Annotated in this window: 10 protein-coding genes and 3 tRNA genes; 9 read left to right on the top strand and 4 right to left on the bottom strand. The window is 66.1% G+C overall.

What is annotated here, in order from left to right; all coding sequences use genetic code 11:
* Positions 1-732 carry a two-component system response regulator OmpR gene (ompR, locus tag N8A90_RS13695; protein WP_262075457.1) on the bottom strand — a complete coding sequence of 244 codons (732 nt, stop codon included), beginning with the start codon at positions 730-732 and terminating at the stop codon, positions 1-3.
* Positions 733-904: 172 nt separating this feature from the next.
* Here ompR and N8A90_RS13690 point away from each other — a divergent pair, with 172 nt between their 5' ends.
* Complete coding sequence (locus tag N8A90_RS13690) at positions 905-1,264, top strand: hypothetical protein (RefSeq protein ID WP_262075456.1); 360 nt, start codon at positions 905-907, stop codon at positions 1,262-1,264.
* A gap of 61 nt (positions 1,265-1,325) precedes the next feature.
* Positions 1,326-2,012 (top strand): SIMPL domain-containing protein, encoded by a 687-nt coding sequence (locus N8A90_RS13685; protein ID WP_410087681.1) that lies wholly within the window; start codon positions 1,326-1,328, stop codon positions 2,010-2,012.
* Between the two features lie 19 nt (positions 2,013-2,031).
* Here N8A90_RS13685 and N8A90_RS13680 read toward each other — a convergent pair whose 3' ends face one another.
* Positions 2,032-2,802, bottom strand: a complete 771-nt coding sequence (locus N8A90_RS13680) for a 3-hydroxybutyrate dehydrogenase (protein WP_316044019.1) — start codon at positions 2,800-2,802, stop codon at positions 2,032-2,034.
* A 76-nt stretch (positions 2,803-2,878) separates the two neighbouring features.
* Between N8A90_RS13680 and N8A90_RS13675 the strand changes: the two genes are divergently transcribed.
* The 6 genes from N8A90_RS13675 to rimO all read left to right on the top strand — a co-directional run bounded on the left by N8A90_RS13675 (position 2,879) and on the right by rimO (position 8,948).
* Positions 2,879-3,826, top strand: coding sequence for an alpha/beta fold hydrolase (locus tag N8A90_RS13675; RefSeq protein WP_262075454.1), 948 nt, complete (start codon positions 2,879-2,881; stop codon positions 3,824-3,826).
* Between the two features lie 33 nt (positions 3,827-3,859).
* A complete protein-coding gene (locus tag N8A90_RS13670; protein ID WP_410087677.1) occupies positions 3,860-6,064 on the top strand; it encodes a RelA/SpoT family protein in 2,205 nt (734 codons plus the stop codon).
* 50 nt (positions 6,065-6,114) lie between these two features.
* Positions 6,115-6,191: transfer RNA gene (locus N8A90_RS13665), tRNA-Val, on the top strand.
* A gap of 163 nt (positions 6,192-6,354) precedes the next feature.
* On the top strand, positions 6,355-6,702 hold the full coding sequence (locus N8A90_RS13660) for a hypothetical protein (protein ID WP_262075453.1): 348 nt from the start codon (positions 6,355-6,357) through the stop codon (positions 6,700-6,702).
* Between the two features lie 100 nt (positions 6,703-6,802).
* A complete protein-coding gene (phaR, locus tag N8A90_RS13655) occupies positions 6,803-7,336 on the top strand; it encodes a polyhydroxyalkanoate synthesis repressor PhaR (protein WP_262075452.1) in 534 nt (177 codons plus the stop codon).
* 205 nt (positions 7,337-7,541) lie between these two features.
* A complete protein-coding gene (gene rimO / locus N8A90_RS13650; protein ID WP_262075451.1) occupies positions 7,542-8,948 on the top strand; it encodes a 30S ribosomal protein S12 methylthiotransferase RimO in 1,407 nt (468 codons plus the stop codon).
* Between the two features lie 87 nt (positions 8,949-9,035).
* On the opposite strand, the gene N8A90_RS13645 is transcribed toward rimO, so the two are convergent.
* Together N8A90_RS13645 and N8A90_RS13640 are read right to left on the bottom strand one after the other, a co-directional pair.
* Positions 9,036-9,120 (bottom strand) — tRNA-Leu (locus N8A90_RS13645).
* A 164-nt stretch (positions 9,121-9,284) separates the two neighbouring features.
* Positions 9,285-9,369, bottom strand: a tRNA-Leu gene (locus N8A90_RS13640).
* An 81-nt stretch (positions 9,370-9,450) separates the two neighbouring features.
* Here N8A90_RS13640 and rnr point away from each other — a divergent pair.
* On the top strand, positions 9,451-11,709 hold the full coding sequence (gene rnr / locus N8A90_RS13635; RefSeq protein WP_262075488.1) for a ribonuclease R: 2,259 nt from the start codon (positions 9,451-9,453) through the stop codon (positions 11,707-11,709).
* The last annotated feature ends 3 nt before the right edge of the window (positions 11,710-11,712 follow it).

Below are 11,712 nucleotides of genomic sequence, written 5' to 3'. Positions count from 1 at the left end.
TTAGGCGGTGCCGTCCGGCACGAAGACGTAGCCCACGCCCCACACCGTCTGGATGTAGCGCGGCGCGGCGGCATCCGACTCGACCAGCTTGCGCAGGCGCGAGATCTGCACGTCCAGGCTGCGGTCGAAGGGCTCGAACTCGCGGCCGCGGGCCAGTTGCGCCAGTTTTTCGCGCGACAACGGCTGTCGCGGATGGCGCACCAGCGCCTTGAGCATCGCGAATTCGCCGGTGGTGAGCGAGAGCTCTTCGCCGTCCTTCTTGAGCGTGCGCGAGCCGAGATCGAAGGTGAAGGGGCCGAAGCTCACCGTCTCGTTGTCGGTCGATGGCGCGCCGGGCGCCTCGAGCGGCGGTCGGCGGCGCAGCACGGCATGGACACGGGCCAGCAGTTCGCGTGGGTTGAAGGGCTTGCCCAGGTAGTCGTCGGCGCCGACCTCGAGGCCGACGATGCGGTCGACGTCCTCGCCCTTGGCGGTCAGCATGATGATCGGGGTGCGGTCGTTGGCCGCGCGCAGGCGCCGGCAGACCGACAGCCCGTCTTCGCCGGGCATCATCAGGTCGAGCACGATCAGGTCGACCGTGTCGCGCAGCAGGATGCGGTTGAGCGCCTTGCCGTCTTCGGCCACGATGACCTCGAAGCCCTCCTGGGTGAGATAGCGGCGGAGCAAGTCGCGGATTCGCGCGTCGTCGTCGACGATGACGACCTTGTCGGTACGAGCGGGAGTCTGATTCATTTCTGCAACGGAGATTTGTAACAGGCGCGATTCTGAAGGCGTTGCACCACCATTCTTCGGCTTTGCGCAGTTGTCTGACACTAAGTTACACAACTTGCCTGCGCTGTCGGAGCGTTGGTTCCGCCGTCAAACGTTGATGGCAAAGTGCGGGTGTCCTCGCTCCTGGCTGTCCATGAAATCGTCGATCCCCGTCCGTTCGCTGCCCGTTGCACTGGTTTTTTCCGCCTGTTCGGTGTCGTGGGCTGCGACGGGGTTCCTGCAGGTCGGCGGCGCGACGCGCCACGAGGTCCGACAAGCGGTGCAGGCGCACCGTGCTGCGCAGCGCGAAGAGGTGCAGCGCGAAGAAGCCTCGGCCGGGCGCCGGCTCACGCCGGCAGAGCTGGCCGAACTTCGCAGCCAGGTGCGCCAGCAGTGGGCGCCACGCTACGATGCACCGCATGTCGACACGCCGTTGCCGGCTCCGCAGTCCGCGGAACCCGAGCCGCCGACGCCCATGCGCGCCTTGACCATGCCGCGCAGTCAGCGGCAGTGATCACTCCCCGCCGGCCCGTTCTGAGCCGGCTTTCACCATCGAAGGGAATGTCTTGAGAACCATGAAGTTGATGGCTGCCTGCGCGGCCCTGGCCTGTGCCGGTATGGCCCTGGCCGACACGCCCCCGCCGCAGAATGTGCTGCAGTTGTCGGCCAGCGGCACGGTCGAGGTCCAGCAGGATCTGTTGAGCATGACGCTCAGCACCACCCGCGACGCCCCCGAGGCCGCCACCGTGCAGAGCCAGCTCAAGGCCGCGCTGGATGCCGCGCTGACCGAGGCGCGCAAGAGCGCGCAGCCGGGGCAGCTCGACGTGCGCACCGGCAATTTCACGCTGTCGCCGCGCTATACCCGCGAGGGCAAGATCAACGGCTGGCAGGGTTCGACCGAGCTCGTGCTGGAAGGGCGTGATTTCCCGCGCATCACGCAGACCGCCAACCGCATCACCACGCTGACGGTCGGTGGCGTGGGCTTCGGCCTGAGCCGTGAGCAGCGCGCGAAGGTCGAGACCGAGGCGCAGTCCATCGCCATCGAGAACTTCAAGCAGAAGGCTGCCGAGCTGGCCAAGGGCTTCGGCTTCGCCGGCTACACCCTGCGCGAGGTGTCGGTGAACGCGAACGAGGGCGGTCCGATCCGGCCGCGGATAATGGCGGCGCAGGCCAAGTCCTTCTCGGCCGATGCGCCGGTGCCGGTCGAGGCGGGCAAGACGAGCGTCGTCGTGAACATCTCGGGCGCCGTGCAGCTGAAGTAGGCCGCGGCGCCCGTTGCGTTCATTGCGCGGTCCAGCCGCCGTCGACCTGCCACGCCACGCCGCGGACCTGGTCCGCGGCGGGCGAGCACAGGAAGACGGCCAGCCCGCCGAGTTGCTCGACAGTGGTGAATTGCAGCGAGGGCTGTTTTTCGCCCAGCAGGTCGTTCTGCGCCTGCGCCACGGAGATGCCTTCGCGTGCGGAGCGGTCGTCGATCTGCTTCTGCACCAGCGGCGTCAGGACCCAGCCCGGGCAGATGGCGTTGCAGGTGACCCCGGTGGTCGCGAGTTCGAGCGCCGCCGATTTCGTGAAGCCGACGATGCCGTGCTTGGCCGCCACGTAGGCCGACTTCTGCGCCGACGCGACCAGGCCGTGCGCCGACGCGATGTTCACGATGCGGCCCCAGTTCGCCTCGCGCATCGCGGGGATCGCGAGCCGGGTCGTGTGGAAGGCGCTGGTGAGGTTGATGGCGATGATGGCGTCCCAGCGCTCCACCGGAAAATCCTCGACCTTGGCCACGTGTTGGATGCCGGCGTTGTTCACCAGGACATCGACACGCCCGAAGCGCGAGGCCGCGAACTTCATCATGTCTTCGATCTGCGGCGGCTGGCGCATGTCGGCACCGTGGTAGGCCACCTCCACGCCGAGCGCGGCGATCTCTTTTTGCGGCGTCTCGGCATCACCGAAACCGTTGAGCACGATGTTGGCGCCTTGCTGGGCCAGCGCTTTGGCGATGGCCAGGCCGATGCCACTGGTGGACCCCGTCACGAGGGCGGTCTTGCCTTTGAGCATGATGTCAATCTCCGGATGAATTAGGATGCAACGAGACCATTATCTGCAGCCGTCAGCCCCTGTTTCTGTCCCGTTCATGACCGAGCCCACTCTCTTCTTCGTCGATTGCGCGGATGCGCAAGGCGGTCATCGAATGGGGTGCTGGCAGTGGGGTGACGCGCACAGCGCGAACGTCCTGCTGTGCGTGCACGGGCTGACGCGGCAGGGCCGCGATTTCGACGTGCTCGCGCAGGCGATCGTGGCGCGCGCTGGCGGTGATGTCCGCGTCGTCTGCCCCGACGTCGTCGGCCGCGGCGAGAGCGACTGGCTGGTCGACCCGCACGGCTACCAGGTGCCGCTCTATGCCGCCGACATGCTGACCCTGCTCGCGCGGCTGCAGGCCGATCGCGCCATCGCGCGGCTCGACTTTGTCGGCACCAGCATGGGCGGGCTCATCGGACTGGTGCTCGCCGGCAGCGCGGAGCTGGCCTTGCCGGCGCCGGTCCGCCGCCTGGTACTCAACGACGTCGGGCCGACGATCGATGCGGCGGCCTTGCAGCGCATCGGCCTGTACCTCGGCAACGTCGGCCGCTTCGCCTCCCTGCAGGAGGCCGCCGATGCGATGTGGGCGATCTCGCGGAGCTTCGGTCCGCACACGCCGGACGAGTGGCTGGCGCTTTCGCGCGCCATGGTCGTTCCGGCAAGTCGGCGCGCGGCCGACGGCTCGGCCAAGCGAGCGGGTGATGCCGTCGACGCGCCGTTCGTCCTTCACTACGACCCCGCGATCGCCGTGCCTTTCCGTGCCATCACGCCCGAGGCCGCAGCGCAGGGCGAGGCCGTGCTGTGGTCGCTCTACGATGCGGTCCACGCCCAGACGCTGCTGACGCGCGGCGCGCAATCCGATCTGCTGTCGCACGACACCGCGCAGGCCATGACGCAGCGCGGTCCGAAGGCCCGGCTGGTCGAGTTCGCCGGGGTCGGCCATGCGCCCACCTTCGTGAAGCCCGACCAGGTCGCGGCCGTCACCTCTTTTCTGTTCGACTGAGTGAAACGCGATTCATCCACCCCTCCTGCGCGCATGGCGGCCGACGCCGTGGTCGACTACCCCCTGTCGGCCGCGACGGCGGAGCGCAGCCCCATCATGGAGAACATGCTGGCGCGCGCACGGGCCTTCGCCGAGCCGCTGATCGCGGACGAGACGCTCGACACCGGCGAGAACACCCTGGCGCATGCCGATGCGGTGGCGGCCATCGTGGCCCACATGGGCGGCTCCGAGGCCATGCAGGCGGCCAGCTACCTGGTGTATTCGTGCCAGCACCTGAACCGTCCGCAGGAAGTCATTGCCAAGGTCTTCGGCGACAACTTCGCGGCGCTGGCGGTGGAGACCACCAAGCTCGTGCAGGTGCAGGCGCAGGCCCGTGGCGCCGCGTTGAGCGCCCACGGCGCCGACGGCGGCGGTGCGCAGACCGAGAACGTGCGCAAGATGCTGCTCGCGTTCTCGCGGGACCTGCGGGTGGTGATGCTCCGGCTGGCCTCCCGGCTGCAGACGCTGCGTCATGCGGCGGCCATCAAGAAGCCGGTGCCCGAGAGCGTGGCGCGCGAATCGCTGCAGGTCTTCGCGCCCCTGGCCAACCGGCTGGGCATCTGGCAGGTCAAGTGGGAGATCGAGGACCTGTCCTTCCGCTTCCTCGAGCCCGAAACCTACAAGCTCATCGCCCAATTGCTCGACGAGAAGCGCGTGGAGCGCGAAGGCTATGTCGAGCAACTGCGCAAGCAACTCGAGGAAGAGCTGAAGGAGCAGGGCATCGCGGCCACCGTGCAGGGCCGGCCGAAGAACATCTACAGCATCGTGAAGAAGATGCGCGGCAAGTCGCTCGACTTCGCGCAGGTCTTCGACATCCTGGCCTTGCGTGTCGTGGTGTCCGACGTGAAGGACTGCTATGCCGCGCTGGCCTGGGTGCATTCGCACTTCCAGCCGATCGACGAAGAGTTCGACGACTACATCGCGCGGCCTAAGCCCAACGGCTACCAGTCGCTGCACACGGTCGTGCGCAAGGTCGTGGATGGCAAGGCCGGCAAGCCGATCGAGATCCAGATCCGCACGGAGGAAATGCACGATCACGCCGAGCACGGCGTGGCCGCGCACTGGGCTTACAAGGAAGCCGGGCCGAAGGGCTATGCCGGCGTGTGGTCCAGTGGCGAGTACGACGCGAAGATCGCGGTGCTGCGCCAACTGCTCGCGTGGGAGCGCGACCTGTCGGGCGGCCAGCAGGGCCAGGGCCTGTTCGACGACCGCATCTACGTGCTGACGCCGGACGCTGCGATCGTCGAATTGCCGCAGGGCGCGACCGCGGTCGACTTCGCCTACACCGTGCACACCAGCCTGGGCCACCGCTGCCGGGGCGCGCGCATCGACGGCGCCATGGTGCCGCTCAACACGCCGCTGCAGAACGGCCAGACGGTCGAGATCATCGCGGCGAAGGAGGGCGGGCCCTCGCGGGACTGGCTCAACGCCGAACTGGGCTATCTCGCCAGCCACCGGGCGCGCGCCAAGGTGCGCGCATGGTTCAACGCGCAGATCACGCACGAGACCATCGCCAAGGGTCGCGAGGCCGTCGAGAAACTGCTGCAGCGCGAAGGCAAGACCTCGACGCGTCTGGAAGACCTCGCATCGCAGCTGGGCTTCAAGTCGGCCGACCATCTGTTCGAGGTCGTCGGCAAGGACGAGTTCTCGCTGCGCAACATCGAGACCTTGCTGCGGCCGCCCGAGCCCGCACCGGGGCCCGACGACGGCGTGCTGTTGAAGAAGTCGCGCGCCAGCGACAAGGCCGGCAAGGGCGGCGTGCTGGTCGTGGGCGTGTCGTCGCTGATGACGCAGCTGGCCAAGTGCTGCCGGCCGGCGCCGCCCGACGCCATCGGTGGCTTCGTCACACGCGGCCACGGCGTGAGCGTGCACCGCAGCGACTGCAGCAACTTCCGCACGATGGCCGGCCACAACCCCGAGCGCGTGATCGACGTCGAATGGGGCCGGCCCAAGGTGGAAGAGGGATCGCTCTACGCGGTCGACGTGGCCGTGGAAGCGGCTGACCGGCAGGGCCTGCTGCGCGATATCTCGGACGTGTTCGCGCGCGAGAAGATGAATGTCATCGGCGTGCAGACGCAGTCGGTCAAGGGCACGGCGTGGATGACGTTCACGGTCGAGATCCCCGATACGGCGCGGCTCTCGCAGGTGCTGAAGGTGGTGTCTGCGGTGCCTGGTGTGAGATCTTCTCGCCGCCGTTGAAAAAGCGCATTTTTAGGTGCTATACTCGTAGGCTTCTCGGACACATCCTTAGGCGCGTAGCTCAGCTGGTTAGAGCACCACCTTGACATGGTGGGGGTCGTTGGTTCGAGTCCAATCGCGCCTACCAATTTTCGATCACTGAACCGGCCAACCACCGGTCTCACATTGAACCGATACCTCGGGTTTTTGCTCGAGGTCTATCACCTTCGATTGAATGGCATAAACCGTACCGAATGTGGTACCTTGAACGCCATTCTCGATCTCCACGTGTCCCGATGAGTCCCGCCCCCGTGACCGATTCCGCGCAAGAAGAACTGCGCGTGGCTGCCTTGCTGCGGCATGCGCCGCTCGAGTTCGCGCGGGTTGTCTACGGACTCAACGACCAGGCCAACGGCCGGGCCGCGACGATGGCGGCCGAAGACGTCGCACGCACCGTGCGGCAAGGCACGCCGGTGACGCGCGAACGCGCGGAGCAGCGGGCGCGTGCCTACCTGCCAAGCGCCGGGCACGAGCACTGCCCGCGGTGCTGGGTCTTCAACGGCATCAAGAGCCCGCTGCATTACCGCGAGCAAAGCGAGGAACGTCCCGAGTCCGCGCTCTGCAAGGTGTGTGGCGCGGAGTACGTCACTGCACTTTGAGGCTGACGCGCCGGTCAGGGTTAACCTTGGCGCGGTGCAGCAAAAGCGCTCCCTAGAATCGTTCGCGCGCCATCGGCGTGAACACGTGAAGGAGTCCTCAGTGCAGAGCAAGAAATCCGGTTCCAAGCCGGTGCAGCGCGTGATCAAGAAGTACCCGAACCGAAGGCTCTACGACACGGACACGTCCACCTACATCACGCTGGCCGAGGTCAAGAAACTCGTGATGCAGAGCGCGCCCTTCGTGGTGCGCGACGCCAAGACCGGCGACGACCTGACGCGCAGCATCCTGCTGCAGATCATTCTGGAAGAAGAGGCGGGCGGCGCCCCGATGTTCACCGAGCCGGTGCTCGCCAGCATCATCCGTTTCTATGGTCAGGCCATGCAGGGCTACATGGGTCCCTACCTGGAAAAGAACATCCAGGCGATGACCGAGGTGCAGGCCCAGTTGGCCGAAAAGGCCGAGGAACTGACGCCCGAGATGTGGGCGCGCTTCATGACCGTCCAGTCGCCGATGCTTCATGGGCTGATGGGCAACTACGTCGAGCAGTCCAAGAGCATGTTCGTGCAGATGCAGGAGCAGATGCAGAAGAACACCGAGCAGGTTTTAGGCGCTTTTGGCATCAAGCGTCCCTGAAATGAACCCACCCCCGAAGCGGCGCACTGCGTGTCGCCGCCTCCCCCTCGAGGGGCGATACCAGCGGCCCGGCGGAGCCGGTTCCGCGGTATCCCTGGCATGTGACTGCGTCGGTTTCGTGCGGGAAGCTGAAATGCGGCGTTGGCTGGCCTCGTGAGAGGCCATCGCCGCCGATGGACATCGGTTTAACTGGGACAATAGGGCAATGAGCGAAGTTGCCTCCCCTGAACGAACCGTCACGCCGGCCGCCCCCAAGGTCGGTTTCGTGAGCCTGGGCTGCCCCAAGGCCCTGACGGATTCCGAATTGATCCTCACGCAGCTGAGCGCCGAGGGCTACCAGACATCCAAGACTTTCGAGGGCGCCGACATCGTCATCGTCAACACCTGCGGCTTCATCGACGATGCGGTGAGGGAGAGCCTCGACACCATCGGCGAGGCGCTGGCCGGCAACGGCCGGGTGATCGTCACGGGCTGCCTGGGCGCCAAGATGGGGGCCGAAGGCGGCAACCTGGTGCGCCAGATGCATCCCAGCGTGCTCGCCGTGACCGGGCCGCACGCCACGCAGGAGGTGATGGACGCGGTCCACGCCAACCTGCCCAAGCCGCACGACCCGTTCATCGATCTCGTGCCGAACGCCTTCGGCGTGGCCGGCATCAAGTTGACGCCGCGGCACTATGCCTATCTGAAGATCAGCGAGGGCTGCAACCACCGCTGCACCTTCTGCATCATCCCGTCCATGCGCGGCGACCTGGTGTCGCGGCCGGTGGGCGATGTGTTGAGCGAGGCGAAGGCCCTGTTCGAGGGGGGCGTGAAGGAACTGCTGGTGATCAGCCAGGACACCTCCGCCTATGGCGTGGACGTCAAGTACCGCACCGGCTTCTGGGACGGAAAACCCGTGAAGACGCGCATGCTCGAACTGGTGCGCACGCTCGGCGAGATCGCCGAGCCCTACGGCGCGTGGGTCCGTCTGCACTATGTGTACCCGTACCCGAGCGTGGACGAGGTGATTCCGTTGATGGCGAGCGGCCAGGTGCTGCCTTACCTCGACGTGCCGCTGCAGCACAGCCACCCCGACGTGTTGCGCCGCATGAAGCGGCCGGCCAGCGGCGAGAAGAACCTGGAGCGCATCGCGCGCTGGCGCGAAATGAGCCCTGAACTCGTCATCCGCAGCACCTTCATCGCCGGTTTCCCTGGCGAGACCGAGGAAGAGTTCGAGCATCTGCTGGACTTCATCCGTGAGGCGGAAATCGACCGTGCCGGGTGTTTTGCCTACAGCCCGGTCGAAGGTGCGGCGGCCAACGAGATCCCGGGCATGCTCCCGCTGGAGGTGCGCGAGGCGCGTCGGGCCCGCTTCATGGAGGTGGCCGAGGCGGTGTCGACCGCGAAGCTGCGTCGGCGCATCGGTGCGACGATGCAGGTGCTGGTCGATTCGGCACCCGGCCTGGGCCGCAAGGGGGGCGTGGGCCGGACGTACGCCGATGCGCCCGAGATCGACGGCACGGTGCGGCTGCTGCCGCCCGAGAAGATCAGCAAGACGCTGAAGGTCGGTGATTTCACGCGCGCCCGCGTCGTCGGCGTCGAGGGGCACGACCTGGTTGCGCTGCCCATCTGATGTCGATGCCGGTTGAGAGGCCCAAGAAAAAAGCCACCGGAGACCGGTGGCTTGATTCGGCTGACCTGGCGGAGGTCAGCGTTGACTTGGTGCCCAGAAGAGGACTCGAACCTCCACGATGTTACTCGCTAGTACCTGAAACTAGTGCGTCTACCAATTCCGCCATCTGGGCTTCGTGTCTGCCGAAGCAGCTACGGTTCGCTTTTCAGCGAAGCCTCGAATTATATGCTGTTTTTTCGACCGCTTCGATCGCGATGCGGCGAATCGGCATGAAAAAAGCCACCGGAGACCGGTGGCTTGAATCGAATGACGACCTGGTAAAGGTCTGTTTAAACTTGGTGCCCAGAAGAGGACTCGAACCTCCACGATGTTACTCGCTAGTACCTGAAACTAGTGCGTCTACCAATTCCGCCATCTGGGCTTCACGACTGCAAGAAGCAGTCATGTTTTGAATTTCAGGAAAGAAGGAGATCATATCAAAAATAACGGCACTTCCAGCAGCCTGCTGGATGAACTCGAAGGCACCGTTCAAGGGCATCGCGACGGCCACGGCTTCGTGCAGCGCGACGACGGCGAAGCAGACATTTATTTGCCTCCCAACGAGATGCGTGCGGTCCTGCACAAGGACCGTGTCAAGGCGCGCGTGGTCCGGCAGGACCGGCGCGGCCGCCCCGAAGGACGCGTGGTCGAGATCATCGAGCGCTCCGAGCAGCCGATCATCGGCCGGCTGCTGCATGAAGGCGGTGTCTGGCTCGTCGCCCCCGAGGACAAGCGCTACGGTCAGGATGTCCTGATCCCCAAGGGCGCCACCGGCACGGCCAAGGTCGGCCAGGTGGTGGTGGTGCAACTGACCGAACCGCCGGCGCTCTTCGGGCAGCCCGTGGGCCGCGTCAAGGAGGTGCTCGGCGAGATCGACGACCCCGGCATGGAGATCGAGATCGCGGTGCGCAAGTACGGCGTGCCGCACGAGTTTTCCGAGGCAGGCCTCGCCGAGGCGAAGGCGCTGCCCGACAAGGTGCGGCCGGCCGACAAGAAGGGCCGCGTCGATCTGACCGACGTGCCGCTCGTCACCATCGACGGCGAAGATGCGCGCGACTTCGACGATGCGGTCTATTGCGAGCCCGCGAAGGTGGGCCGCGGCAAGGGCTGGCGGCTGCTGGTGGCCATCGCCGACGTCAGTGCCTATGTGCAGACGGGCTCGCCGATCGACATCGACGCCTACGAGCGCGCGACCAGCGTGTACTTCCCGCGCCGGGTCATTCCGATGCTGCCCGAGAAGCTGTCCAACGGCCTGTGCTCGCTGAACCCCGAGGTCGAGCGACTGTGCATGGTGTGCGACATGCTGGTTGCGGCCGATGGCGAGATTTACGCCTACCAGTTCTATCCGGCGGTGATGTTCAGCCATGCCCGCTTCACCTACACGGAAGTCGCGGCCATCCTGGGCAACACGCGTGGCCCTGAAGCAGCCAAGCGCAAGGACCGCGTGAAGGATCTGCTGAACCTGTCCGATGTCTACAAAGCCTTGCTCAAGCAGCGCAGCAAGCGCGGTGCGGTGGACTTCGAAACCACCGAGACGCAGATCATCTGCGACGACGCGGGCCGCATCGAGAAGATCGTGCCGCGCACGCGCAACGAAGCGCACCGACTGATCGAAGAGGCGATGCTCGCGGCGAACGTCTGCAGTGCCGACTTCATCGCCGAAGGCAAACACCCGGGCCTGTTCCGCGTCCACGAAGGGCCGACCACCGAGAAGAAGGAAATCCTCCGTGGCTACCTGAAGGCGATGGGCGTGGGCCTGTCGATCACCGAAGACCCGCGCCCCGGCGAATTCCAGGCCATCGCGGAGGCCACCAAGGAGCGGCCCGACGCACAGCAGATCCACACGATGCTGTTGCGCTCGATGAGCCAGGCGATCTACACGCCGATCAACAGCGGCCACTTCGGCCTGGCTTACGAGGCCTACACGCACTTCACCAGCCCCATTCGGCGCTATCCCGACTTGCTGGTGCACCGTGTGATCAAGGCGATTCTCAACAAGCAGAAGTACACGCTGCCGATGCTGCCGACGCCGGGCGAGGCGCATGCCAAGCTGGCCAAGCGGCTGGCTTCGCGCGTGAAGGTGCCGACGAACAAGCCGCAGAAGGCGGTCGTCGCGCCCAGCAAGGAGGTGCAGGCCTGGGAAGCGGCCGGCCTGCATTGCAGCGCCAACGAGCGCCGCGCCGACGAAGCCAGCCGCGACGTCGAGGCCTGGCTCAAGTGCAAGTACATGCGCGAGCACCTGGGCGAGGAATACGGCGGCGTGGTCAGCGCGGCGACGACCTTCGGCATCTTCGTCACGCTCGATGCGATGTACGTCGAGGGCCTGGTGCACATCACCGAGCTCGGCGGCGAGTACTTCAAGTTCGACGAGATGCGCCAGGAGCTGCGCGGCGAGCGCACCGGCATCCGCTACGCCATCGGCACGCGGGTGCGGGTGCAGGTCAGCCGTGTCGACCTCGACGGACGCAAGATCGACTTCCGCCTGGTGCGCGAAGGCGAAGAACTGACAGCGCGGGCCATGAAGGACAAGGGCGTTGGTTCGGGTGGCGTGCCGGTCAAGGCCTCGGCCAAGCGCAGTTCTCGCGGCGGCGGCAAGAGCGCCGAGGCGGTGTCCCTGCCGGTCGAACGCGCCGATGGTGCGCAGTCGGCCATGCAGGCCTTCAAGTCGGCGGTGAAGAAGGCCGCCAACAAGATGAAGGGGCGCAAGCCCCGCCGTGGATGAACG

The organism is Variovorax sp. N23 (assembly GCF_025486315.1).
Classification (GTDB): Bacteria; Pseudomonadota; Gammaproteobacteria; order Burkholderiales; family Burkholderiaceae_C; genus Variovorax.
The sequence above is the reverse complement of the archived record's forward strand: the minus strand, read 5'-3'. Positions and strand labels throughout refer to the sequence as shown.